At 46.6% G+C, this 24,358-nt stretch carries 24 protein-coding genes; 10 read left to right on the top strand and 14 right to left on the bottom strand.

Annotated features, from left to right (window positions below):
* The first annotated feature begins 19 nt into the window (after nt 1–19).
* The 7 genes from ACLVWU_RS02805 to rfaE2 all read left to right on the top strand — a co-directional run bounded on the left by ACLVWU_RS02805 (nt 20) and on the right by rfaE2 (nt 8,065).
* Entirely contained in the window at nt 20–3,919 is a 3,900-nt protein-coding gene (locus ACLVWU_RS02805) for a tail fiber domain-containing protein (protein WP_413577099.1), read from the top strand.
* Nucleotides 3,920–4,064: 145 nt separating this feature from the next.
* Nucleotides 4,065–4,367: a hypothetical protein gene (locus ACLVWU_RS02800; RefSeq protein ID WP_413577096.1), complete on the top strand. Its 303-nt coding sequence runs from the start codon at nt 4,065–4,067 to the stop codon at nt 4,365–4,367.
* 91 nt (nt 4,368–4,458) lie between these two features.
* A complete protein-coding gene (locus ACLVWU_RS02795; protein ID WP_413577093.1) occupies nt 4,459–5,085 on the top strand; it encodes a hypothetical protein in 627 nt (208 codons plus the stop codon).
* The gene (locus ACLVWU_RS02790) at nt 5,042–5,986 is read left to right on the top strand and encodes a 50S ribosomal protein L11 methyltransferase (RefSeq protein ID WP_413577090.1); all 945 of its coding nucleotides are present in this window, start codon (nt 5,042–5,044) and stop codon (nt 5,984–5,986) included. The genes ACLVWU_RS02795 and ACLVWU_RS02790 overlap by 44 nt, the downstream gene beginning before the upstream one ends.
* A gap of 9 nt (nt 5,987–5,995) precedes the next feature.
* On the top strand, nt 5,996–6,757 hold the full coding sequence (locus ACLVWU_RS02785; RefSeq protein ID WP_413577087.1) for an RsmE family RNA methyltransferase: 762 nt from the start codon (nt 5,996–5,998) through the stop codon (nt 6,755–6,757).
* 10 nt (nt 6,758–6,767) lie between these two features.
* Nucleotides 6,768–7,577 (top strand): RDD family protein, encoded by an 810-nt coding sequence (locus ACLVWU_RS02780; RefSeq protein WP_413577084.1) that lies wholly within the window; start codon nt 6,768–6,770, stop codon nt 7,575–7,577.
* 8 nt (nt 7,578–7,585) lie between these two features.
* Nucleotides 7,586–8,065 carry a D-glycero-beta-D-manno-heptose 1-phosphate adenylyltransferase gene (gene rfaE2 / locus ACLVWU_RS02775; RefSeq protein WP_413577081.1) on the top strand — a complete coding sequence of 160 codons (480 nt, stop codon included), beginning with the start codon at nt 7,586–7,588 and terminating at the stop codon, nt 8,063–8,065.
* On the opposite strand, the gene ACLVWU_RS02770 is transcribed toward rfaE2, so the two are convergent.
* From ACLVWU_RS02770 to ACLVWU_RS02735, 8 genes are all read right to left on the bottom strand, one after another.
* Entirely contained in the window at nt 8,048–8,782 is a 735-nt protein-coding gene (locus tag ACLVWU_RS02770) for a hypothetical protein (protein WP_413577079.1), read from the bottom strand. The two genes, rfaE2 and ACLVWU_RS02770, sit on opposite strands and share 18 nt — an antisense overlap.
* A 40-nt stretch (nt 8,783–8,822) precedes the next feature.
* Nucleotides 8,823–9,878 carry a hypothetical protein gene (locus ACLVWU_RS02765; RefSeq protein WP_413577077.1) on the bottom strand — a complete coding sequence of 352 codons (1,056 nt, stop codon included), beginning with the start codon at nt 9,876–9,878 and terminating at the stop codon, nt 8,823–8,825.
* Between the two features lie 130 nt (nt 9,879–10,008).
* Entirely contained in the window at nt 10,009–10,383 is a 375-nt protein-coding gene (locus tag ACLVWU_RS02760; RefSeq protein WP_413577075.1) for a YkgJ family cysteine cluster protein, read from the bottom strand.
* Nucleotides 10,384–10,386: 3 nt separating this feature from the next.
* Entirely contained in the window at nt 10,387–11,520 is a 1,134-nt protein-coding gene (locus tag ACLVWU_RS02755; RefSeq protein WP_413577072.1) for a polysaccharide deacetylase family protein, read from the bottom strand.
* Complete coding sequence (locus ACLVWU_RS02750; protein ID WP_413577070.1) at nt 11,517–12,875, bottom strand: hypothetical protein; 1,359 nt, start codon at nt 12,873–12,875, stop codon at nt 11,517–11,519. Before ACLVWU_RS02750 ends, ACLVWU_RS02755 begins: the two co-directional genes overlap by 4 nt.
* Before the next feature lie 121 nt (nt 12,876–12,996).
* On the bottom strand, nt 12,997–14,151 hold the full coding sequence (locus ACLVWU_RS02745) for a polysaccharide deacetylase family protein (protein ID WP_413577068.1): 1,155 nt from the start codon (nt 14,149–14,151) through the stop codon (nt 12,997–12,999).
* Between the two features lie 81 nt (nt 14,152–14,232).
* The gene (locus ACLVWU_RS02740) at nt 14,233–15,570 is read right to left on the bottom strand and encodes an O-antigen ligase family protein (RefSeq protein WP_413577065.1); all 1,338 of its coding nucleotides are present in this window, start codon (nt 15,568–15,570) and stop codon (nt 14,233–14,235) included.
* Nucleotides 15,567–16,133, bottom strand: coding sequence for an SLBB domain-containing protein (locus tag ACLVWU_RS02735; protein WP_413577063.1), 567 nt, complete (start codon nt 16,131–16,133; stop codon nt 15,567–15,569). Before ACLVWU_RS02735 ends, ACLVWU_RS02740 begins: the two co-directional genes overlap by 4 nt.
* Nucleotides 16,134–16,226: 93 nt before the next feature.
* Between ACLVWU_RS02735 and ACLVWU_RS02730 the strand changes: the two genes are divergently transcribed.
* A complete protein-coding gene (locus ACLVWU_RS02730; RefSeq protein ID WP_413577060.1) occupies nt 16,227–17,267 on the top strand; it encodes a hypothetical protein in 1,041 nt (346 codons plus the stop codon).
* Nucleotides 17,268–17,293: 26 nt separating this feature from the next.
* On the opposite strand, the gene ACLVWU_RS02725 is transcribed toward ACLVWU_RS02730, so the two are convergent.
* From ACLVWU_RS02725 to ACLVWU_RS02710, 4 genes are read right to left on the bottom strand one after another with little or no spacing between them, the layout of a single operon-like run.
* Complete coding sequence (locus ACLVWU_RS02725) at nt 17,294–18,202, bottom strand: SDR family oxidoreductase (RefSeq protein ID WP_413577057.1); 909 nt, start codon at nt 18,200–18,202, stop codon at nt 17,294–17,296.
* Nucleotides 18,203–18,211: 9 nt separating this feature from the next.
* Nucleotides 18,212–18,619, bottom strand: coding sequence for a response regulator (locus ACLVWU_RS02720; protein WP_413577056.1), 408 nt, complete (start codon nt 18,617–18,619; stop codon nt 18,212–18,214).
* A gap of 44 nt (nt 18,620–18,663) precedes the next feature.
* Entirely contained in the window at nt 18,664–18,981 is a 318-nt protein-coding gene (locus ACLVWU_RS02715) for a hypothetical protein (RefSeq protein WP_413577054.1), read from the bottom strand.
* A gap of 31 nt (nt 18,982–19,012) precedes the next feature.
* A complete protein-coding gene (locus ACLVWU_RS02710; protein WP_413577051.1) occupies nt 19,013–19,471 on the bottom strand; it encodes a hypothetical protein in 459 nt (152 codons plus the stop codon).
* A 98-nt stretch (nt 19,472–19,569) separates the two neighbouring features.
* Between ACLVWU_RS02710 and ACLVWU_RS02705 the strand changes: the two genes are divergently transcribed.
* Nucleotides 19,570–20,280, top strand: coding sequence for a response regulator transcription factor (locus tag ACLVWU_RS02705; RefSeq protein ID WP_413577049.1), 711 nt, complete (start codon nt 19,570–19,572; stop codon nt 20,278–20,280).
* On the opposite strand, the gene ACLVWU_RS02700 is transcribed toward ACLVWU_RS02705, so the two are convergent.
* A complete protein-coding gene (locus ACLVWU_RS02700; RefSeq protein WP_413577047.1) occupies nt 20,258–20,665 on the bottom strand; it encodes an Hpt domain-containing protein in 408 nt (135 codons plus the stop codon). The genes ACLVWU_RS02705 and ACLVWU_RS02700 overlap by 23 nt on opposite strands.
* Before the next feature lie 121 nt (nt 20,666–20,786).
* Between ACLVWU_RS02700 and ACLVWU_RS02695 the strand changes: the two genes are divergently transcribed.
* A complete protein-coding gene (locus ACLVWU_RS02695) occupies nt 20,787–23,285 on the top strand; it encodes a hybrid sensor histidine kinase/response regulator (RefSeq protein ID WP_413577045.1) in 2,499 nt (832 codons plus the stop codon).
* Between the two features lie 3 nt (nt 23,286–23,288).
* Here the strand turns inward: ACLVWU_RS02695 and ACLVWU_RS02690 are convergent, their stop codons facing one another.
* Complete coding sequence (locus ACLVWU_RS02690) at nt 23,289–24,284, bottom strand: hypothetical protein (protein ID WP_413577043.1); 996 nt, start codon at nt 24,282–24,284, stop codon at nt 23,289–23,291.
* Nucleotides 24,285–24,358 lie beyond the last annotated feature (74 nt).

Genomic DNA, 24,358 nt, shown 5'->3' with positions numbered 1-24,358 from the left:
CCGATAAATAGAAGGAATTATGAATATTTGTACGTACCTGTTTATTAACTTAATTCTCTTTTGCTCTGTCGCAGCGGCAGTGCCTAATGTATTGAGTTATCAGGGACGTATTGTCAGACCGAATGGCACAGCCTTCGAGTACAACAACTCCAGTTTCCTTTTTGAAATCACAAATCCCAACGGTTCTTGCGTCATTTACAGAGAACAACGCAATGGCATCGACCTTACAAACTCCGGCGGGGTCTTCGATGTGCCTATCGGAAGTGGAACCAAGCTCTTTCCTCCATCCCCTACAAAAACAATGATCAGCATGTTCGACAACTCACAAACTCTGGATTGTGCTGATGCGAGCAACAATGTCGCAGGAACTTATACTCCCGCAGCCGGTCACAATAGACTTCTGCGCGTTCAGTTTCATGACGGCTTAGGATGGAATGTCATTGATCCTGATACAGAAATTCGCACAGTTCCCTATTCTGCATTTGCTGGAACCGCTGAAAATGCACAAAGCCTTTCTGGTAAAGCAGCGACTGACTTCATCGAAAGAATCACAATCCCGACCTGTCCTGCAGACACATTTTTAACTTACGCAGGTGGCACTTTCTCTTGTGCCGGTGTGACCGGTGCTGCGGGTGGTACGGTCACCAACGTCACTTCTGGAAATTCATATTTAACTATTATCAATGGCACGACCGCGCCTACTTTGACTGTGAACGTAGGAACTGGCGCGAATACCGTTGCTGCCGGTAATGACGCTCGCTTTGGGAATGCGACTCGCATTCAAGGCGTCACAGTTGACTCCACTGCACCCACCGCAGGACAGGTGTTAAAATATGATGGCTCAAGCTGGATACCATCAGCGGATTCTACAAGTTCCGGAACTGTGACTTCCGTTTCAGGTACTGCGGGACAAATCAGTGTTGCTACCGGTACTAGTACGCCAGTTATTTCTTTAACCAATGTGGGCACAGCTGGAACCTATTATAAAGTAACTACCGATGCACAAGGTAGGGTTACCTCTGGTTCGGCTTCATTAGTGGCAACAGATATTCCTTCTCTGGATTGGTCCAAAATCACGACGGGCAAACCAACGACTTTAACTGGTTATGGCATCACCGATTCTTTGGTGTTGAATGCTGGTGGTACTCCTGGAATTCAATCAGGCTTGGATACTGCTAAACCTGCTTCCCCTGCTGCAGGTTCTATTTACTTCGCAACAGACAGTAAAATTATTTATCAATACAACTCGGGCGCGTGGGTTTCGATAGCTTCGTCTTCAGGTTCAGGTGGTACAGTGACAACTGTATCCGGAACGGCAGGCCAAGTCAGCGTTACGAACGGATCAACAACACCCACGATTTCCCTTGCGACTTCAGGAGTGACGGCCGGATCCTACACTCGCGCAAATATCACTGTTGATGCCTATGGCAGAATCACAACAGCGACAAATAGTTCGGCAGTCAGTTTGACTACTGATGCTACTGGCACTCTTCCAATCGCGAATGGAGGCACAGGTCAAACAACTGCACTGGCCGCGTTCAATGCGTTGTCTCCGCTGACGACTAAAGGTGACCTGCTAACTCGCGACTCCACCAACAATTTTCGCCTGGGAGTTGGCACCAACGGTCAGGTGTTGGCAGCGGATTCATCTCAAGCCAGCGGGTTACACTGGGTCACTCCAAACGCAGGGACAGTGACCGCGGTCTCTGCAACTGCACCACTTTCCGTTGCAACCGGTACAACCACGCCAGCGATCTCGATTTCGAATGGCTCTGCGACCGGACAAACTCTTCGTTGGGGTGGTGCTGCGTGGAGTGCAACGAAACTGACTTATACTGACCTGATTAACTCGACGGCCGCAAGCCCTTGGCCCTCAGTGACTTGTTCTGCTGGACAAGCGGTGATCTGGAGTTCTGCTTCGGATTCTTTCGTATGTTCTACAATCACAGTCACAGGTTCAAACTTCGCTACTCAGTCTGCAGGTGTAGTTTTCGCAGGACCCACTTCAGGAAGTGCATCCCCGGCCTTCCGCGCTTTGGCTTCAACAGATCTTCCCCTAACAGGGGCCACTGGCGTATTCGTGAATGGTGGAAATAGTTTTGGCGCAGGGGCCACGGTAGGAACTAACGACAACTTCAACTTCTCTCTGAAAGCCAACGGAGCGTCTGCACTGACGGTCACTCCAGCGGGAAATGTCGGCGTTGGCGTGACACCAAGCTACTTGTTTCATGTGGCGAAAAATCAGAATGCTATCACCGATAGTCGTATTGAAAACTTGATCGCTTCCGGAAATACAAGCGCCGGTGCGCGACTTCAAATAGTTGCCAATGATTCCAGCGGTCAGATCGTCGCGTATCCTCCTGACTACGCGACTGCAGGCTATGCAGATCGTTTTATTATCGCTGCAAATTCCACTGCATCAAATGGCTTGCTCTTAACCACCAACACCACGGCACCCATTGATCTGATTGCCAATGGCGCCACAACACCCGCTCTAAGAGTGACTTCTACAAATCAGGTTGCGATTGGCACCGCCTCCGGCGTCACTGGTCGCTTAAGCACAACGGGAACGAACTACGGTGACCTTGCTGTGGGCATGACTTTTAATTCTTTTAATTGGTACCAACCTGATGCCATCGGCTGGGCAGGATCATTTTCCTCTGCTGGCGAACAAGGCTTGGTTGTGGCCACGGACACCACGACGGGAACCGTCTTCCAGGCCTCGTCAGGTGCATACAACCTCGGAACAGCTCGACGAGCAAATCCCATTTTTACCATCAAAGGATCAGGCTATATAGGCATTGGTGGCTCCGCTCCCGTTTCGGCAATCAACGTTATCGCAGACAACAAGACAGACACCTACGATGATATTAATATACATACCTACAGTGCCACGACAACTCCCGGGTTTCTAATGACCCGCGGGCGCGGAACCCTTGACACTCCTTCCCCTCTTTTGAACGGAGACTTGATCGGGGGAATGCATTTTCGCGGATGGTCCAGCGCTACAACCATTGGCTCCGCAGCTTCCGTTCAAGCCGCAGCCGAAGGTAATTGGACCTCGACATCAACCCCAGCAAGTCTAAGACTCATCGTAAATAGTGGTTCGACGACTATTGAAGGTATGCGCATAACTCCCGCTGGAAATGTGGGCATTGGAACGACAACGCCTGCTTCAACGTTGGATGTGGATGGTGCCATCACTGCAAGTGGTGGAGCCAATATAAATATGAAGGCATCAACTGCCTCCACTTACGACTCGGGAGACCTCGTTTGGTATAACTCTGATAGCACCGAAAAAGCCCGTATCAATGCTGGAACCGGTGCAACGGGAATTTTATATTTCTCGGCAGGAAGTCCGACATCGACAAAAATGACCATTCAGGCGGATGGTAAAGTTGGTATTGGAACAATCACACCTGGGTATACCCTTCACGTCGTCGGAAATGCAGGTCTCTCGACAGGAACAGCTTGGACAAATGCATCCGATGCAAGGCTTAAAGACATTCACGGCGATTACGAATACGGCCTGAATGAAGTTTTACAACTTCATACCGTTCGTTATTCATACAAAAAAGACAATCCCTTGCAATTACCATCTGATTACCAAAAAACCGGTTTTATTGCCCAGGAAGTTCAAAAGGTTATTCCCGATGCCGTCAACAAACGCGAAGATGGATATCTTGAGCTCAACGTCGATCCGATTCACTGGGCCGTCGTGAACGCTATCAAAGACCTTTACAAAAAGTGGTTCCGCGATTCACAAGCTATTCAGACCAAAATAGAAAAACAATCTCGTGAAATCGCCTCCTTGAAAGAGGAAAATTCCCGACTGAAAACGCAGGAGAAATCGCAAGAGGAACGTCTGCGTTTACTCGAACGTCGGCTGGAAAAGCTGGAAACGGAGCACGGAAAATAGCTCTGGGGAACAGCTCTGCCTGTGAAGCTCGTAATAATTGTGTCTCATTTTGAGAATGCTTAACCCCGTTGACTCCAAAGAGCGATAAAGCTTCATGATTTCCGCGCTTTGACCGATAAGTAAACAGGTACTCAAGGAGGATAAAATGAAAAAAATCATGTTGCTGGCTGTTCTGACAATGCTTGCTTCAGGTTGTTCATTGGAAGCTTCCCTGGAAGACCTTAGCGCGGTTATCAGTATGAAAGCGCCTTCCAAAGCGACGGGTCTCGTATCCGGTTCCACTCAGGACGGTACAACTGTTTCTGGTTATAAAGTGCAAAGCTCTGTGGGTAACTACCTTTCACAAATCGAACAATGTGCAGATACAGGCACGCCAAATTGTACTGTGCCGGGCTCATACAAATACAAAGTGTATTCCTCTGTGCAAGGCGCGATCGTTTCTCAATAGTTGGATTTAAGTCCAGCTTCCTGCCTCTGATTTAAGTTTCAAAATAAGACACCCGATAAGCATAAAAGAAAAACCATGGAAGGGTTTATTTATGTTGCTAGCTTTTATTCTATCAAGCCTGCTTCAATCGACACCGGCACACGCGGGTCCCGCATCATTGACGATCGTGGATGTACGCCGCAATATCACCTTGGCCAACGATGAAGAGCCTTACAAAGACTTCTATATCGCCGCTGACGCAAGTTCAGGTTTAAAGAAAAACCTGGTAGTCACCGCAGTTCGCAAACTCAATGTTCGGGATGCTTCTGGCGCTAACGCTGTAGGTGAAATCTTGGTTCCGGTGGGACAGCTTAAAATTATCGCCGTTTACGATAAAGTCGCAGTCGCTCGGGAATTCACACTCCTTTCCCGGGATGATCTTCCAATGCTGGAGCAAATTGGAATCATGACCGGAGATCGCATTGAAACGCGCGGTTCCTTTATTGACAACTCCAAGCCCAAAAAGAAAAAGGTCGCTGAAGCCACTCCCGGGGCACCTGGGGTCACCATAGCCGTTTTAACACCGGCGATAGCACCAAATGCAGCTGTGGCTGCGAAGGATTTACAGGCTTCCGCAACTCCGACAGCTCCAGAAAAGGCCCTTGCTCAACCTGTGGTTAATACAGGGGAAAAGCTTGAAAAAGTGGCGGATTCTGGTAACAACTCAGGGAATGAGTGACAATAAATATTTCCGCGTTCGTTTAAGCCAGGTTCCTGCTGATCTTGAAGACATCATTACTACCCACAGCTTTGGTTGTGGCGCCTCCGGCGTCACGGAAGCTTTGATCTTCACACAACCCGATCTAACCTATGATCCAACTTTGGTGAACGTTCCGTCTCACGAGTTGGATGTATTTTTCCCGACAAACCCTGATGCGGATTTTTTCAAAGGCCTGACTGAGCACAGTGCATTGATCCGCTGGCAGATTTTCGAAGAAGAAAACAAAGACTGGCTTGAAGAGTGGAAAAAGGGATTCGTTCCGTTCCGTCTGATCGGCGATTTCTGGGTTGTACCGTCCTGGCTGACTCCCCCACCTGAATGCAAACATGCGATCTATATTGATCCGGGCATGGCTTTCGGTACGGGCACTCACGCGACGACACAAATGATGGCGTTCTTTATCAATAAGCTCGCTGAAAAACACAAAGCGAATCTGGCAGACTGGGCATTGCTTGATGTCGGTACAGGTACTGCGATCCTTGCGATGCTTGCCCAAATGAGTGGCGTAGGTTTAGTAGCCGGTATCGAGATCGATCCCGAAGCCCGTCGCGTGGCTCGTGACAATGTGAAACTGAACAAGCTTCCACAAATCGATATTCCTGAAACTCAGCTGGATGAAATCCGTGGCCCTTACGACGTTGTTGTAGCGAACATCATCGATGGCGTTTTGATCAACATCAAAAAAGATCTTTTGCGCGTATTAAAACCGGGTGGTCACATTTTGCTGACGGGTATTCTGGAAGAGCGTGACAATCACTTCTTTGAAAAATTCTTTGAAGGCACAAACCTTGAGGTTGTTCGTCGTCTTGAAAAAGACGAATGGGTTGGCTACTGGGCAAGATCCAAAGAAAACGCATAAGGTTTTTTGATGAGACGCTATTGGATCAATAAAACAGATCTTTTCAACGATCAGGTGAACTTCACCGGAGATGTGTTCCATCATATCTTCGATGTGTGCCGCCAGGAAGTCGGCTCTAAATTTGAAGTCCTCACGGAAGACAGCAAAGCTTATTTTGTCGAAGTGACTTCTGTTTCTAAAAAAACCGCCGTGGGACAAATCCTTGAAGAACGTGACATCCCTCAACTGAAAACTCCGCATGTCCACTTGGTCCTTTCCGTGTCCCGCTTTCCAGTGATGGATGCAGTGATGGAAAAAGCTGTGGAAATGGGTGTTAAAAGCATTCAGCCGTTTTTCTCGGAATTCAGCTTTGTTCGTTCTGGAGAGAAAATCTCTGAGAATAAAACCGAACGCTGGGATAAAATCGTGAAGTCCGCGACTCAGCAATCGGGCCGTGGTGACTTGATGAAAATTCAAGCACCGGTGAATTTCGATAAACTGGCTGGGATCATTAACCAAAATGCTACTTCTGTGGGTCTATTTGCATATGAAGGCCCATCAACGCTAAGCATCAAGGACTATGTCAGCAAAGTAAAAGCGTCCCATCCCCAGGGTATCTCCAACATTTGGATTATCGTGGGCAGTGAGGGCGGCTTCTCTCACTCCGAAGTTCAAAAATTCCAGGACCTAGGCCTTCATCCAGTCACCTTGGGACCCCAAGTTTTGCGAGTTGAAACGGCTTGCATGGCCCTGGTATCAGTCCTAAAGTATGACTTTGATCTGATGGTTTAAAGGAGAAGGAATGGATCCTTTCGAAGAGTTTGAATTTAAGCCCCTCACGGATGGTCTAGGTTTCCACAAAAAGAAGGCAGCAGCTGCAAAAGCAGATGCGGACGTCGATTCTTTTTCGTCCAAACCATCTCCGACTCTTTTGAAAAGCCAAGGATTGGAGTTGATTGAAGAAGGATCTGTGGATCCACTTCGCCCACCTCTTCCTCGCAAAAAGTCCAGTGCAACCTCCCAAGTTCCTTCAGCTCCAGGTTACCTGACTGAAGTGGGTGGCGAGGCAATGCCTTCAAGCTCTACGGCTGCAGTTGATGAAATTCTGAAAACGCTTCAAAAAAATCGCCGTTTGGAATTTGATGAGTCAAAATCAAAAACCAAAATCACGGCGCAAACCAAAGAAGAGTTCAAAGACACTTACTTCAGTTTCTCCGCCGGTCTTCTGGATGGAATGCTGGTAATTGCTGCCAGCCTTCTGTGCCTGATCCTGCTGGTCTCTATCGCTCGCATTGATCTTGTGGCAAACTTGACGAATCCGGATGAAAACTTCCTGGTTTACTTCTCGACGTTCGGAATTTTCGCTGGTGTTGCATTCATTTACCTGACTGTGAACCGCATCTTTACAGGTGCTACTCCGGGCGAGTGGGCTTTTGATCAACGCGTAGGTAAACCTGCGGATCTTAATTCAGGTTTGTTTTACCTTAAAGTTGCAGCTCGCAGCCTTTTGGTGATCGCGACTGGGTTCTTTGTGCTTCCTGTTCTGTCAGCTCTTTTCAACAAAGACTTTGCTGGTCAGATCACAGGTGCCCGTCTTCTTAAGAAAGTATAGGTTTCGTTATGGGCCATGTTCGCAAATTTGATGATATCTCTGAAGCCTTGGCTCCGCTTCGCACTGCTGGCAAAAAAATCGTTTTCACAAATGGCTGTTTCGATCTTTTGCACGTGGGCCACGTCCGCTATCTGCAGGAAGCCCAAGCCCTGGGTGACGTGCTGGTTGTTGGTGTAAACTCCGATGCCAGCGTTAAGCGCCTTAAAGGTCCTTCCCGTCCCGTTCAAATTGAAAATGATCGCGCCGAGATTCTGGCAGCTTTGGGTTGCGTGAATTTCTCTGTGATCTTTACTGAAGACACTCCTGAAAATCTGATCAAAAAAGTAAAGCCCGACATCCTGGTTAAGGGTGGCGACTGGAAAATTGATCAGATCGTGGGTGGACCTTTTGTTGCGAGCTACGGTGGACAAGTAATGTCTTTGCAGTTCATCGATGGCAAATCCACGACGAAACTGATTGAAAAAGCTCAATTAGAATCTAAATCCTAATTTCCCGCTGTAAACTGAATCCGTGTAGCGATCGACTTCCAAAGCAATGAAGGCTTTGGAAATTTCAACGTTCACACCAAAGAACGTGTGATCATCCACGATTGTTCGTGACTCGGTTTCACCCGAAGCTGTGATACCAGCAGGTCCTCCGATAAAGGTACCCTGCGCGCGCACCCGGCCACCGCCGAAATACAAAGCCACATTTTCCATATTCACAGTCCCGATCAGATCCCAGCCTACGGTGGTAATATTGATCAGATTTTGAAAGTTCGCCCCACCCGCATAAACCATGGTAGAAAATGAAATTGGAAAGAAAGACGCCTCATAAAAACCCCAGCGAACCTGGCCGCCGAAAGTTTGCATCTCTTCACTTTGAATTGCCGGAGTAAAATACACGAAAGTATCGATATTATAAAACAGGCCTTTTCCCAAACTCAGAGTGTAAAAGGACATTTCCCCTTTATCCTGAGTCCCGGAACCCAATGTCGCCAGATCCCCGACCGGAATAAACTGCGAAGATACTCCAACTTCAATCCCCGAATACCCACCCAGTGGATAAGGATCTCCCAAAATTTTCGATGAAGAACCAAAACCCAGAATTTCAAGGGTCCGGTTCTGATCATTAGAGTCCAAACTGCGTGGCAACTGGGTGACGGCATAAGTATGCACGTACAGAATTGTTAGGATAAGAAATAGAAAACGACGACCCAGTTTCATGGCACTATTGTCGTCGCAAATACCTTGGGCTGTCCAGCTCTTATAGAGTTGCAACGCCTGACTGAATTTGACTCAAAGCAGAGGTCGCAATACCTGCGATTTCTGAGTTCTGACTGTTCTGCGCCAGATCCTTGAAAACTTGAACAAATTGAGTGTAGTTGCCAAGTGCATTTACGAATGCGTCACCACGGTAACGGTTGCCTTGGCTGGTTGCGGTGCCTTCTTTTGCAGAGTTATAGCCTTTTACCACGATCTGCGCTGCCAAGTTCACGACATCCACGTCACTGCTTTTAAGTGAAGAGGCCAAAGCGCCCAAGCGACCTGCATTTGCAAAACCCAGCATGTAAGCCATCGCTTTGGCTTGCATATCAGTTCCGAAATTCTTGTAACTTGAAGCCACCACATTAAATGCCGGAGCTGTGTAGAATGAACTTGCTGCTGACAGACCTAAGCTTTGAGTTTCAGGGTTGCTGTTTTGCAAAAGCTCTTTCACGATTCCATAGAACTCACCATCAGTCAGTTCTTGATCCATATATGCCACAACCATCTTATTAACGTTCTCTTTCGTTGGTTGCCCCAACACCAAAGAGCGCCATTGGTCCGCGGTCATTGATTTCTTATCACCATCTGTTTTGGATTTATCAGCGCCACCAGCAGCACCATTTTGAGCAACTCCTGCACCAGCACTTGCACCGGAATCCAGGTCATCTGTTCCGGCTTTAAAAGTCGCCTCTGCGCCAACCACATTGATTGTCGTTTCAGGCTTTTTATCTGCATCAGCTTTCTTTTCTTCGGCTTTTTTCGCCGCCGTTTTTGCTGCTGCCGCTTGTTTGGTTTTATCTTCAGTGTTTGGAGTTGTTGCTTTTTCTTCAGCTTTCTTATTACCAAATGGGTTTACATAGTTGCGGGATACTTCGCGGCCACCCAAATCAAAAAGAGCTGCCAATACAGATTTAGGGCGAATCATTTCGAAGCTGATATCGCCGTTCTGGATTGCCTTTTGAACAGGTGCTTTAAACAAATTGCCCAGGCCACCCACAAGGACCGCCGCTACAACAAGGATCGCAATTTCTAATTTGTTGTCTTTAAGTTTCATAAAAGACTCCTGTTCCTACTGGTTACAGGAGCATCCCCTATGCCACTTAAGCTTCAATTGGTTGGAGCTGGCGCCTCTCATAATGAGACAGTGCCGCCTTCGCGCACCACCCTGTCAATTCTGTCGACAATTACTTGGGGCCCACGGGGCAAAACCCTGGGCGTGGACCTATGCTTGGAAACTCACGGCAGGTATCGGGCCGCTTCTCATAGACTGTGCATAATCGGGTAATAGGATGAAGAAAGTGGCAGTCGCCATTGGGGCGGCTTGCCAGCATGAAGAACTCCGTGCCACTTCGATACGAGACAACGACCTTGTCCTTAATCAATCTTTTCGAGAGCTTTTTTACTCCGGCAGCAGCCTCATCTTCGTCGGTGACTCCGAGGCGAATCAAGTCTGCGAGTTTGACTTCAACAGGCATTGTGCAGCAATGGCCATGGCAGCCATTGCACATGCCTTGTTTATACGATTTCCAGGTTGATGGTCGGTCTTTATCAGTTCTCATGTCCTATGGGACGGGCTTTTTCACCAGCTTGCTATTGTATCTTGCGGTGGCGTCCGTTGGTTGCAGTAATACAATACTGTATCCACGGTTGTAAAGCTCGGCCAACAATTGCGGTAAAACCTCGGCGGTACGGCGGTGAATATCGTGCATTAACAGAATCCCCCGTCCCTTTTTTTCAATAGTTTCCAGGGTGTACTTCAATAGCTGCTCGTTTGTCTGAGCCTTCCAATCCTCGCTATCAATATTCCAGTTAAACTCCGCCACCGAATTTGTATTCAAATAGTTACGAAGCTCGGAATCGACCTCCCCGTAAGGAAAGCGAAAAAAGGGCTCGACATATCCCAAGGTATCAAAGACAGCCTGATGACCACCTCTGATTTCTGCGGCAGCTTCAGTGAACGACAGCGGTTTGTACATCAAGCGTTCACAGGTCGGCGTCGTAGCCAGGCATGAGTGAGTGACAGAGTGACTGCCCATTGCATGACCATCGGCAGCCGCAAGTTTCACGACGTCCTGATTCTGACGAACGTTTTTTCCTAACTGAAAAAAATGAGCCTTGGCATTCACTTCTTTCAAGGTTCTTAATACGGATCGCGTGTAAACATCGCTGGGTCCATCATCGAAAGTCAGCACAATCTCTTTCGCAGCAACATCACCGGCCCGGGCAAAGTATCCCTTCGAAACATCGCGGTACTGGATGTTCTCTGGAAATTGAAAGTTATTGCCGGAAGGCTCGACACTTAATGCATTCACGCGCACTTTCAATGTAGCCCGCTCAGCGGTATAATGTCTTTCCAATTGAGCAAGAAGGTCCTTGCGACATGGTTTAACCAAAGACTGATTGATATCGCTACGAATTTCATTTTCAAAAATCGTCAGTGACAATCCATCCAAATCCTTTAGCTTGGAACACAATTGAGAGGAAAGTTTTTCCTGATCGCGGGGTTCAGAATATTCCTGACGCCAGTTTTTAAAAACTGCTTCAGGATTCGCCGGAGAAGCATCCCACTCTGCCAGAGATGCGGCATTTCTATTTATCTGTACGGTTTCCTGAACCTGCTGGCTGACGCTGTTGCCACAGGCAGATAAACCCAACATACCCACAGCCAATATCAATTTTGAAGATAGATTTGTCATAATATGTCCACCGCCTCGTCCTTATCAGGCTGTTTCAGATTCAATTTTATTTTCGAGTTTTCAATGATTACTCGCGGATCCATCGAGTGACCATCAAACACCACAAGATTGCGGCTTGCTTCCGCCGTGACGACGTTTGGATTCCAAAGATAGCGGAAGTAAATAATCAAGGACCCCACAAACTGACTGATCAGAATACTTAGCAGTGCCAATGCCGTCAGACCGATCTGCGGAACCGTGGACTCCCAGCGGGCTGGCTCCAAGACTTCAAAGCGATTTCCAATTGAAAGCTTTTGCGATTCGAGTTTAACCAACGCCGTGCTTAACTCTTTATATCTTGCAAACTCTAATTCGGATTTCTTTTTTAAATCTTCAGCCATTTGCGCTTGAAACGGAAGCTCACGGGATTCAGATTTCAAGCTATTGATCGAAGCCTGCACTTGGCTCAATTGATCCTTCAATATGTCATTCTGATTTTTCAGATTTTCAATCTGACCACCGACGCCGTACATGGTCTTATCACCTGCATCCGAGCGCCCTTTTTTAAGATAGGCAATCATCTTGTTGTTCTGACTGATTTTAAGTTTCAGTTCGTTGCCGCGAACCAAAAGCTCGCTGACATAGTCAGCTATCTTGTCCTTGGAGCCCAATGGTAGAACATTTTGTTCTCTATTCTGAACATCGGCAAGTTCCTTACCCAAAGAAATCAGCTTCGAATCCGCATCCTTCTTCTGCTCGATGATAAAGTTCTCGACCCTATTTATTTCTTCAGCTTCACGCTTTCGCATCAGCTCGCCGCCGGTTTGCACAACGGTGTTCACCAGGAATAAAGACATCCCACGATCCGGCGTCGCCGCAGTAATTCTGATCTCGAAATCAGAATCCAGATGAGCCCGGATCCAACCACCTAATCTTTGCAGAAAGGCGATCTTACTTTCAGGAGCATCTGTGATACTGGACAAGTACTTATCGCGCAAAAGCTCATAACCTTTTCGCTCCTCCATTGAAATCAGAGTCGACTCCCCACGTTCAGGAATTTTACGAAGAACCGCCTCAAAGAACTCCCGGGTTTTCAGGTATTCAATATGCTTGGAAAGTAAGCTGCTGCCTTTTTTTGATTCCTGAAGAGACTTGTTCAGGCCGAAGTATTGTGAAGTAAAGGCTTGTATGGAGGAGTTTTGAGAGTCATTGAAAATTACAGTTGTAGATGCAACGTAGGGAATTTTAATTGCATAGACGATCATACTGACGCTGAACAGGATTGCCGTAAAAACCACGAACATCCGCCAGTGTGACAAATATAATTTAAGAATTTCGCCAACGCTAAGCTCTGGCTCCAGATTTGGATCCTGCATATACAATCCCCCGAACTAATAGTTTTGCCATCCTTTCAAAAGGATGGCCTGTGTCTATTTTGTAATGAGGATTAAGTTGGTGAAATTTCCCGAATGCACACATCGCGCACTCGTCATTCTTTTATGGAAGTTTAATAGGGCTCATCATCACGTTCTTGGGTCTTAATACAGAAACTTTGTATCCTTCTTTATGGAGCAGCGCGAGGAACTGCGGCAGACTTTCCATCGTGCGTTTTTGAATATCGTGGAACAGAACGACGCCGCCATTGTTTTCACGCACTTGTCTCATCGTGAACTCAATCATCTGAGCATTGCTGCGACCCGATTTCCAATCAAGACTGTCTACATTCCAAAAGAACTCTCCGACGCTGTGGTTTCTCAAAGAACCCTTAAGGTCCGATCTGGAACTACCATAAGGAAATCTAAATACCGGATGCGCCCAGCCCAACACAGACTGAATCGCATTCAAACTTCCATACATTTCCTTTTCAGCACTTTTCAAACCCAGCTTACCAAGATTGGCGTGAGTCATTGAGTGACCACCAACGACGTGACCACCGTCTGCCACCATCTTTACGTATTCTTTATTGGCAAGAACGTTTTTGCCAACGTGGAAAAACATCACTTTGGCATCAACTTCAGCCAACGTTTTCAGAATTGTCTTTGTATAAGGGGAGGGACCATCGTCAAAGGTTAAAACCACTTCCTTGGGACCTACGTGCAAACGTTTGCCGTTGGACCTTGCTGTTGCATCAAATCCACCTCTGGTGTCGATGGCTCTTTCTATAGTCTGAAATTTGAATTGAGAAGTTTTGTTAAGTCCCAGGCCGGGTAAAACTTCCGTCTGCTTTCCTGGCGCTGTGTAAGTGACTTCTTCTTCAAAAAAATTTCCAACATTCGCCGTTAGTGTCGCGCGATCCTCACGGTAGTATTCATTCAATTTTACAGTCAGCTCAGTCACGCAATCCTTCACCACTTCCTGATTTTCAGGAGCATCCAATTCCTGCTCAAACAATGTCAGATGGGCGACTTCCATCTCTTGCAATGCTTGGCAGACATCAGCGGAAGCCATCGTTTCACCAGCAATTTGCTCACGCCACTTTTCGAAAGTATGTTCTGGACTGTCTTCGGAAGCATGCCACGCATCGTAAGTGGGTGCCGCTTGATTTGCCTGAATTGCGTTCGTCACATCAATCTTTGCAGCCTCAAAACCATTGGTGCATGCAGTAAGTGACAACATTCCCAAGCCAAAAAAAATCACAATTGGTTTTTTCATTGTTCGCTTCCTTAAAAGACTGTTCAACAGTGCCCAAGTAAGCAGAAACCATGCCTTCACAAATTCCAGCAAGATCCACTATTATGCATTCTGAGTGTCAAGAGTTTGGTCAATCGACCTAAATTGGCGGCCCTGATAGCGCAAGTGAACCTCTTCGAAGACCGCGGCGGCAACGAAGCCGAAAACCATCCAATACAGACGGTCCGCCATTCCTCCTATAGACAAGTGAATGTGATAGATGACGAGAATTGGAATATGCGCCAGAAGGTAAATTGAAACCTGGCGTTTGGCGATGCTGAAGGACCTCAGTGCTTTCAATGCACCGATCGTCATGAAGCCCAATGCAATGCCTGCCATCAGAACCAGTGGCCAACCACCGACTACTCCCGCAGAAACAAAAATATTATGTGGATCCTTAAAGGAATTATAATTGGAAACATCGACGTCGTTACCAGATGCGAACTTTGACATCAATCCATGGCCCAACCACGGCTCCCGCTGAAACTGTTCCGTACCCCGCTCCACTTCATCCCAACGCGAAGCCACACCGTCCTGAGCCTGACGACCTCCCAATGAGGTGTGCCCCGTCGCAATGTCATGGGCAAATTGATAAGTCTGCATGCCGAAGAACAAGGTAAATGTCGCCAGAATTGAAATAACTCCCACCTTAAACATTCGCCCCTGGGATGTTCGTGACTCATGGAGCATCACGGTCAGCAAGAATGCAAACATGGCAGCTGCCGCTGAAGATCGTGTACCCGTTAATATAATCACCAGAAAACTTGCGAGCAGAATTAACGCGCTCCAAATCTTATGTTTCAATTTAGAATCCATTAAAAAAGTCCCAAGAGAGAACACAAACGCAGTCGTCGCACAGGTCACCATATGAGGTATGTGTTTAAACACTCCAATAAAACGCCCGCCCTTGAAAGCAGATCCCGGCGACAGCACCAAAACGATTAACGAAAGCAGAACTAGAGCCCCCACCCAACGCTGCACAAACCTAAGGAAATCCTGAACATTCCATAAACTTGGAATTATCAATCCATAAATCCCCATCATAAACAGCGAAACCAGCATGGCTCCGATTTGCATCACCGCCGATTCATCGGGATTCACATAGTGAACCTGCAACAAAGTCTGAATCGCCAACACAATCATTAAAAAGAAGACAAATAGTTTATAAAAACCACTTAGATGCTGTCTGACACGTACACGCAACCACAACAACAGTAGTGGCACTCCAAGCAGAAATGTTAACAGCACATTCACATAAGGGTGCATACCCTGCTGAAAAATCAGAAAAGGCACTTCGCGGGGAATTGGTAAAAGTCCCCCCAAAGAGACTTTACAAAGGAAGATCAACGCCACCAGGGATTTTATCAGAAATAAAATACGGGCGTCCTTGGCATGGATCATTGCAGATGCATTCCCTGGCCAGAGTTCTTATCAATCAGTATCGCCGTCAAAGCGATTCCTAATACCAATGAAATCATCGTGATGGAACGAGCCGTATCACTGCTGACCATGTACGACTTCTGCGGGACATAGATGAAATCATCCTGCGCCAATTTCAATTGTTTGGCCCCGCCATACTTGATTACCTTCTCGGCATCCACCTCATAGGCGCCCTGGTACTCTTCAACTGCTTTGGACTTAATTTCAGCCCACGATTTCGGCTCAAGCTTACGCACCAAAATTTCTGACATATCCCCAGAGGAGCTGGACCCTCCAGCCAGTGTGATCAGCTTTAATAAATCCGTAGATGGTGGAACGTAGTAAATCCCCGGCCTGTTTACCGCACCCAATAGTTGCACACTAATTAAAGATTCCTTGGGGGACGACCTGAAAATATACTCAGACGCTTGCGCCGGTGGTTTGATATCACTCAAGCCGAGTGAATCATGTGATTGCGCAAATGCAATGGAATTGAAAGTAAAAACCAGCGCCATGACATATCGGGAACACTTCGCAACGATCATTAACAACCTCCACACTGGACCTAAATCGAGAGCCATAAGTCTTGTCAATATTTTTCAATGACGGACTTCAGTCCATAGACCAGAATAAAGTCTATGACAAATCCTTCCGTACCAGAGCACGAAAAACTATTTGATGAAATTTGTAATAAATTGAACGAGCTCAGCACCAATGGTGAAGCGGATGAAATTCATCCAACTCAGCCAAAGTACGAGCAAATGCAAGAACAGATGAAGAAATTCAATTCTGACTTGAAAGGTTCTCAAGAAGAACTTCGCGAGAAAATCAAATCTCTCGAAAGCGTTTCTTACGGAACTGAAACGTTGGATGCGCAGATGAAATTATTGGCAGACCAACTCAGTGCAGAACGCAGCACCAATGCCAAGATGTCAGCGGATCTTGCAAAATCGTTAGAATTAAGTTTGCAACTGCAACTTGAAATTCAAGGTTTGAAAGCTCGCGCTTTGCAAATCCAGGGCGAAGAAAAGAAATATTCCCAGTCGATGTTTGAAAGAAACAAAATTCTGCAAAGAGATTTGGATCTGACTCGCGCACTGAAGGATGAGACTGCGATGGAGTTCGCCAAAGCAAAAAGCGCCTGGGCACGCGAACAAGACCTTTGGGAACAACAGTACGAAAAGTTCCAGGCCGAGATTCAAAAACTAAAACAGGAAAAAGCGGATCTTGAACAGGCAAATGCAGACCTGATGTCTACGATCACAGAGCGTGACGCAACTGTGCAGTCATTGAATGAGGAAATCGAAAAGATCTCCACGGCATTCAGTGAAGTTGAAGCTTCAGCTCACCAACAAAATGAAGTCCTGAAAAATCTGACTTCAGTGGCTGAAACCAAAATCGTCGAAATGAAGGTGGCTTTGGATAAAAAGTCACTGGAAGCTCAGGACTACTTCAGTCACTTGCAACAAACGCTAAGTCAGTCTGTGGTCCTAAAGCAGGAAAACATTTCCCTTAAAGAATACGTTGCAAAACTGAACTACTATCACCAGCAGGCTCAGATTGCACAAAACGTGGTCACAGCTCAGGCTCAGCAACAGGCACAACAGCAAGCGCAACAGATTCAGCAAATGCACGCAGCTCAACAAAATATGACAGCTCCGGCTCCAGCCCAGGCTTAAGACAGATCAAATTTTCCTCCGTGGGCTCAGGGGTCCCTCCTCCTGAGCCCCTTTTTATTCCCCCACTGCCCCGAGCGAGGCAGAAAATAAAACATCATCTTGTGAAACCAGAATCCAGGAATAATCCGGCGGAGTAATCCAAATAATATGGCATCCAAGGTGACCTTGATCCTAAGCGGAGGATTTTTTCTTTCGATCAGGTTCATGATTTTCTGAGCCACCACTTCAGGCCGACTCATGGAGTACCCCATCAGCTTTTCGATAAACGGAGCCATGGCATCGTAGTATTCAGAATGAGGCCCGCGAAGTTCGTAACTTAACCGCGCCTTGCGGGATAAAATCACGTTCTTAAACGATGGCGAGTTGATAAAGCCCGGCTGCACAATGCTGACCTGTATTCCATAAGGGCGACATTCATACCATAGTGCTTCGCTGACAACTTCCAGCGCATGCTTTGAAGCACTGTAGGATGCCATTGTCGGCATCGAGACCATTCCACTGACCGAGGAAATATTAACGATATGCCCACTTTTCTGTTCACGCATAATAGGCAGCACAGCTTTCATTAAGTTCACTGGACCAAAAAAGTTGGTTCGCATCTGTAGATCTTCTGCGCTGGCATCCATGTGCTCAACAACCGAACGAAAGCAAACACCGGCATTATTGATAAGGATATCGATCTGTCCCCAGGCTCGGCAGACTTCATTTACGGCATTTGAGATTTCGCCATCACTAGTCACATCCAACGGCAAATGCAAAGTACTGTCGTTGGCCGGAAATATTTCGGCAAGCTTTGAATAGGATCTTCCACGGGCTGTCACCACCACGCGATAACGACTTGAACGAATCAGGGCTTCACTGATGGCCTTGCCCAACCCAGAACTACATCCAGTCACCAAGACGACTTTTCTATTGTCGGTATTAGCTGCGAGCATGTCGACCTCCTAATTCGAAGGCGCAATATCCACTCCAAATAATTTATCCAGAGCCCGATCACACAAGGGGACACTGATTGGCTTTGTCAGGACCTGCATTTTGCTTAACAGATCACCGTACTTGTCGCGAAGGGCATCCTCCTCGACAACCGAAACCAAAATAATCGGACTGGATTTCACGGCGCGAGCCAGGAAGCGGACCAGGTCCAAGCCTGTGCCCGCTCCCGATAGAAACACGTCAGTCACAATCAACGCATAAGGAGACTCATGAATGATGGAAGAGCTGACCATCTTTTGCGCCTCTTCACAACTCACTGACCAATCTAAATGGTAGTCGGTGAACTGCCGGCGCAAAATATGCTCCCATAAGGGTTTCAATGACAAATCATCTTCAACGATCAGAATTCTTTTTTTCATGGCGCTTCCCTGTGCATGATCTGAATTACTGTATTCGAGATCTCCTACTCGACGATGGCAGGCAACGTTTCGACCTGTTTGGTCGCTGACCATTTCTTGATGCGGTCAGAGACTTCCTTACTAGCTTTTTCCAAAGCTACAAAAGGACTTTTAGCATCCGCCACCACCGTGAACTGAAGCTCTCCAGAGACAACTCCGACATCCACCAGAAAATCCGCACCGCGGGAATCGATGGACATTTTAATATTACTGTCTGACGGCGCACTAGCAGTCAGTCTTTCTAAAATGCGGCCACATGAGATGAGCAATTGATCTTTCTCGGGAAGGGCGATCTTATCTGTTCTTAGCTCTACATTTGTCATGCTGAATCCTCCTGTGGTTCATTAAGTGAAACTATAAAAGCGCTAATAATATTTCCTTACATTTATGCACCTGCAGAGGTTTCTGCAGATAGAACGGCAATTGTTCAGATGTCTTTCGCACCGTTTGCAATAGTGAGTCAAAATTCAGAATACTCATGCTGCTGACGAAAACAAAGTGATCCGAAGCTTCACCATATCTTGACCATAAGTCTATACCGGTCTCTTCACCGTCAAGAAATACGTCTGATATAACCAAATCGTAAGGTTTCTGAGCATGGAACGAATGCCGCAGCAAAGCTTCTGCTCCGGATTCTGAGGTTTCCCAGTCAATATATGCATTTGGAAAAGCAGATCTTATTATGCTCTCCCAAAGAGGCCACTGCCCCATATCATCTTCAACAATCAAAAAACGGCGGGATTCTTTATCCAACATCATATTGGATAGAATCGCCTCTAAATTCGCGCTCTCATGCGCCATAATGTTGTCCATGGCTACCTCCCTGAACTTCACTTATGATCGGCCTTTGAAGTTGGCTTCGTGCTAAAATGATTTGATGAATTCGCAAAACACTGCTTAAATCCAGCTGTATGGCAAAAATCCTCTGCATTGAAGACAGTATTGAGTTCTTTATTTACCTGACTTCGGTTTTGAAGGATCACACGCTGACTCAAGCTGAATCGATCTCAGATGCTTTCAACATTGTGAAAACCGGAAGAGACAGTTTCGATTTGGTATTGTTGGATATCTCACTTCCAGATGGAAATGGGATGAAGATCCTCCCGGATCTGAAGGATTCTTTTAAAACGAAACCCGTTCCAATTATTATTTTGAGTACTGATGATGACATCATTAGTAAAGTTGCCGCATTCGGAATTGGCGCAGATGATTATATTTCCAAACCACCAAACTCCAGCGAACTGCGTGCACGCGTCGATGCCCGACTGCGCGCTGTCAAATCCTACCAACAAAATACGCAACAAGTTCAACTGGGTGATTTGTATATCGACTCCAATCGTATGTGTGTTGAGCTGCGCAACTCCAAAGTTGGCACAGTTCAAATTGAACTTACACCATTTGAATTCAAGATATTGAAAATCCTTTGTGGCCGACCTGGACAGGTATTCAGTCGCGAGCAGCTTATCGATCAAGTTTGGGGTGTTGGCAAATACGTGACTGAAAGAACGGTGGATGCTCACGTCAGTCACTTGCGCAAAAAGATCAGCGAAAGCTCCGTCAAAGTGGAAACGGTCCTAAGCGCTGGTTACAAAGCCGCTGTTAGAGATAGTGCTTCTGATTAGGAAAAACTTCTGACAATTGTCGCGAAAGATCGCGCGCTTTCGAAAGATAATGATTAACTTCTTCAATATTAGCTTCGATTTGCGCTGACTGCTTCAGTTGCCAACTTAGATCCTTCGAATTTCTTCCAAAATCCTTGAATCCCAGCATCTCTGCAGACCCCGCCAGCTTATGAGCGGCTTTCCAAACTGCCTCTGCATCGCCGGAGCTGCTCCCCTGCTCCAAAACTGGAATACAATCATTCAGCGTCACACAAAACCGAGCCAGAATTCGCAAAACGGTATTAGGTGTCGTGTCTTCCAAAAGATGATTAAAAGCATGTGAGTCAAATCCCTGCAGTGATTTTAACTGCCTGCTGACTCCCACCAAGTCATTATCTGTTTCCACTATAAGCTCCTTCATGAGCATTACATTAACAATACGATTATATGCTGAATTTAATTTGGTTTGAAGAAACCTTCAAACTCAATTAACATCGTTCTCACTCAAATTTGCGAGAGTGAGATAGATGAAACGCCTTAATATCATTCTGAAAAAAGCCCGCAAGTTCTTCCTTTGGATTCCCGTTTTAACTCTGGTTTGCGGTCTGTCACTATCCTTCTACATTCACAAACGTATGGTCGACAGTGAACGTGAGGATCGCCGGGCAGATTCCATCAGAAGATCCCGTGAAATCATCCAATCTTTGGACCTCTTACTATCCAACAGCGTTTTAAGAATCCAATCCTACGAAGAATACATCGGAACGCGTCCCGCTGACTATTATCGCGACATGGCGTTTTTGGGTCAATCCTTGCGCTACACAGTTTTTCAACGTTTCTCCATTTTTCAACTGGAAGGCAATAGAACGGCAACACCTCCCAGATTGAGACTTATCTCCCGTATCAATACACCGAACTCTCAGGTGCCTCTGACCAAAGGCAAAATGATGACCTCGGAAGCTGTTCTGAACGGCATTCAGGAAATCATCGCAAACAAAGAATACAGTCGCGCTATTTTGCATGATCGCGATGGCATTCCGTTGGTGACATATGTCCTGCAATCACGCAGTCGTGAAAATATCTACTTCGTTTTCTCGACACCTCTGGTTTCGCTTTTCGAAAAAATCGATATTCGTCCAAACGAGTCCCTGGAAATTGAAGATGCAAAGAATTCCAGATCCTGGGTGATCTCTTCTGATGGCACCAGTAAAACCATTCGCATTGGAACCCATGATCAGAAAACGGCCCGCAAAGACAGCCTTCTACAAACTTTAAGACTGGGCGAAACTCAACAGACCCCAATGAAGGTTCACTTTCACTTCAACTTTCAAAAGCCCGATGGATTTACCGCATCCACGATTACTGGAATTTTGAGTGTCTTGATCACGTTTATTATTTCTTATCTATTCTGGGTTTTGGTTCAACAGAATCGTCGGGTCACCCGAATGGTTATCGACAAAACCCATGACCTGGAACAGGCCCACCAGGAGCTTCAAGAAGCTCTGGTTGCCAAGAACCGATTCCTGGGAAATATCTCCCATGAAATTCGCACACCATTAAATCTGATTCTGGGAATGATCGACCTGTGTGAAGAGAAGGACTCTGATCAGAAAATCAAAGATTATCTAAGCAGCATGCGCTCATCCGGCAATCACCTTCTGTCGATGATCGAGGATCTTTTAGATCTTGCGAAGTCCAGCACCAATGAACTCCAGGTTCAACCGAAACGCATGCAGCTGATCAACTTCCTAACGGACATCTCCAAGATTTCCGGCCGGGATTGTGCTAAAAAAAATCTGCGCTTTTATTCGCAGATCGCCTTCGATTTGCCGGCAGTGATCAATTACGACCCAAGCCGTTTGCGCCAGATTCTTTTGAATCTGCTACGAAACGCCTGCAAATACACCAACTCTGGGCACGTGATCCTAAGAGTCAGCAAAATTCAACAGCACGATTCGACAGCGACTTTGCGCTTTGAAGTGGAAGACACCGGTATCGGTATTCAAACTGACAAGCTCAACAAAGTATTTGATGCCTTCTTCCAGGTTGAAAACTCCTCGGCCTTTGCCGAAGGCGGCGTGGGACTGGGCCTTGCTATCGTAAAAGAGCTGGTAAACAAATTGAGCGGCCGCTTGAAAGTGACCTCGACACCCAAGAAGGGCACTTTGTTCCAGGTGGATCTGGACATGGAAGTGATTGATGGCACGAACTGGCTTGAAAGCTTCAAGTCTCCTGACGATCAGATGAAGGAATTTGTTCTGATAAGTGATGATAAAAATCTTCAGCTCAGCGCCGATGCCCTGGCGATGCATCCGGCAATTATCTACAGCAAGATATCAACAAAAGATGATCTGCCGGTCAGTCATAATATCTCCGCTCAGAATAAATGGATTCTGCTGGATTCCACTGTGAACGAAATGTCGGAGCAAAAGCTAAAGTCACTACATGACCAAGGACACGTGGTGTTTCTTGGAAACAAAGAGCAGATCATCAACAAGAATCCCGGCCTGCTGGATCCTGTCTTGGACTCATCGCCCTTGTCACTGGCGGATGTTTTCCTGATCACTGGTTTCTATGGCAAACATGCCAGACGTACAGAAAATCGCGAAGTACAAAAAAGTAAAATTGAGATCGCACCCAAACCAATTCCTGATTCACTGAATATTCTGGTGGCTGACGATGATATTGGGAATCAGGAACTTTACATGGCCTACTTCGACGGTAAACCGTGGAATATAAAATACACACAAAACGGAAAAGAAGCCTTGGACGCCTATATTGCAAATCCTTCCGAGATCGTCGTTCTGGATGTGCGCATGCCACTGATGGATGGGTTTGAGGCTGCGGAAAAAATGCGTGCCCATGAGTCAGCGCAAGGATTACCGCAAAGACCTATTTTACTGGTAACTGCGGATGCCTTGGAAGAAACGATGAAGAAGGCTCAGACGATTCCAAAAACTGCGTTTCTGACAAAGCCCATCCGTAAGAAAACTCTGATGGAGGCGATCCATCAGGCTATTAAATAGTTTTTACTGAACTTGTGGTTTTGATTTTTTGCCGGCAGCACTTCTGGATTTGTTGCTGCCAGTTTTTTTCTTTGACTGAGAGCCGCCGCATTCACTGTACGATCTGATCATTGTCAGAGCTTTCTTATCGACTGCGGGGTTGGATATCATAACCGGCTTGGCTTTCAATTCCTTCGCCAGTCTATTTACGGCACAATCTGCATTTAGCATTGCGTCCTTCAAATCCACGCCATCGCTGCAACCATCCGCAGACAATTGAAACAAACCGATGGCGCTATCTGGAGATGCTTCATTGATTTTTTCTGAATCACAGTCTGACGCCTTGGACGCCATGGACATCATAGTCCATACCCAGAATTTATTTCTTTGCTCTTCATCCATCGACGCATACTTTGGACAGATCTTATTCATATCCTTTGGAACATTGCCACTGAAGGATTCTGGGTTTTCCCGAATTCCCGCCAGAACTTTATTTCCCATTTCTCCGTACTCGCCGTTCTCCTTGATAAAGGAATCGCAGGATTTGCTAACTGCAATCTCAGCCTTACTTTCGCGATTTCCTTCCTTATCCTTTTCACTGACTGTCGGGTCTGGAGATTGAGGCTGGTTGCTTTCTTTACCGATGGCCTTCTGAATTTTTAGGCTTTCTGATTTAAACTTAGTGGCCTGGGATTCTTGAAAGAAAGGACAAGCCTTTAAAGCCAGTTGCATCATCGCCGCCGTTTGCGCCGCTTTAGCCTGCGCCGTTGCTGCAGTTGTCGCAGCCTCTGCAACAGCTGCTTGTTGGGCCGCCTCTTGTTGCAAAAATAAATCCATCATCGTCGGCGCCACTGTCGTGGTCGTCGTAGTCGTAGTTACTGGTGCCGTCACGACAGCTGCCGCTGGCAACGTTTGTTGGATTGGAATGGACTGAAGCGGAGTCACCGATTGCGCGGAGGCCGAGCAAAATGCCAGCACTCCGAATCCAATGAATAATAGTTTTTGAAAAGCCTGTCTCATCACCCTATTTATCGGGTTTAACAAAGCTAAGCCTTAGATTTTTTGAAGGAAATTGAAGTTCGTGGAGCGTACTA

Source organism: Bdellovibrio sp. HCB290 (assembly GCF_047305925.1).
Taxonomy (GTDB): Bacteria; Bdellovibrionota; Bdellovibrionia; order Bdellovibrionales; family Bdellovibrionaceae; genus Bdellovibrio.
This window is presented reverse-complemented; position numbering and strand designations above follow the sequence as displayed.

Coding starts and splice junctions, on each gene's coding strand:
- ACLVWU_RS02805 (WP_413577099.1), top strand. CDS start 20: ATGAATATTTGTACGTACCTGTTTATTAACTTAATTCTCTTTTGCTCT.
- ACLVWU_RS02800 (WP_413577096.1), top strand. CDS start 4,065: ATGAAAAAAATCATGTTGCTGGCTGTTCTGACAATGCTTGCTTCAGGT.
- ACLVWU_RS02795 (WP_413577093.1), top strand. CDS start 4,459: ATGTTGCTAGCTTTTATTCTATCAAGCCTGCTTCAATCGACACCGGCA.
- ACLVWU_RS02785 (WP_413577087.1), top strand. CDS start 5,996: ATGAGACGCTATTGGATCAATAAAACAGATCTTTTCAACGATCAGGTG.
- ACLVWU_RS02780 (WP_413577084.1), top strand. CDS start 6,768: ATGGATCCTTTCGAAGAGTTTGAATTTAAGCCCCTCACGGATGGTCTA.
- rfaE2 (WP_413577081.1), top strand. CDS start 7,586: ATGGGCCATGTTCGCAAATTTGATGATATCTCTGAAGCCTTGGCTCCG.
- ACLVWU_RS02770 (WP_413577079.1), bottom strand. CDS start 8,782: ATGAAACTGGGTCGTCGTTTTCTATTTCTTATCCTAACAATTCTGTAC.
- ACLVWU_RS02765 (WP_413577077.1), bottom strand. CDS start 9,878: ATGAAACTTAAAGACAACAAATTAGAAATTGCGATCCTTGTTGTAGCG.
- ACLVWU_RS02760 (WP_413577075.1), bottom strand. CDS start 10,383: ATGAGAACTGATAAAGACCGACCATCAACCTGGAAATCGTATAAACAA.
- ACLVWU_RS02755 (WP_413577072.1), bottom strand. CDS start 11,520: ATGACAAATCTATCTTCAAAATTGATATTGGCTGTGGGTATGTTGGGT.
- ACLVWU_RS02750 (WP_413577070.1), bottom strand. CDS start 12,875: ATGCAGGATCCAAATCTGGAGCCAGAGCTTAGCGTTGGCGAAATTCTT.
- ACLVWU_RS02745 (WP_413577068.1), bottom strand. CDS start 14,151: ATGAAAAAACCAATTGTGATTTTTTTTGGCTTGGGAATGTTGTCACTT.
- ACLVWU_RS02740 (WP_413577065.1), bottom strand. CDS start 15,570: ATGATCCATGCCAAGGACGCCCGTATTTTATTTCTGATAAAATCCCTG.
- ACLVWU_RS02735 (WP_413577063.1), bottom strand. CDS start 16,133: ATGATCGTTGCGAAGTGTTCCCGATATGTCATGGCGCTGGTTTTTACT.
- ACLVWU_RS02730 (WP_413577060.1), top strand. CDS start 16,227: ATGACAAATCCTTCCGTACCAGAGCACGAAAAACTATTTGATGAAATT.
- ACLVWU_RS02725 (WP_413577057.1), bottom strand. CDS start 18,202: ATGCTCGCAGCTAATACCGACAATAGAAAAGTCGTCTTGGTGACTGGA.
- ACLVWU_RS02720 (WP_413577056.1), bottom strand. CDS start 18,619: ATGAAAAAAAGAATTCTGATCGTTGAAGATGATTTGTCATTGAAACCC.
- ACLVWU_RS02715 (WP_413577054.1), bottom strand. CDS start 18,981: ATGACAAATGTAGAGCTAAGAACAGATAAGATCGCCCTTCCCGAGAAA.
- ACLVWU_RS02710 (WP_413577051.1), bottom strand. CDS start 19,471: ATGGACAACATTATGGCGCATGAGAGCGCGAATTTAGAGGCGATTCTA.
- ACLVWU_RS02705 (WP_413577049.1), top strand. CDS start 19,570: ATGGCAAAAATCCTCTGCATTGAAGACAGTATTGAGTTCTTTATTTAC.
- ACLVWU_RS02695 (WP_413577045.1), top strand. CDS start 20,787: ATGAAACGCCTTAATATCATTCTGAAAAAAGCCCGCAAGTTCTTCCTT.
- ACLVWU_RS02690 (WP_413577043.1), bottom strand. CDS start 24,284: ATGAGACAGGCTTTTCAAAAACTATTATTCATTGGATTCGGAGTGCTG.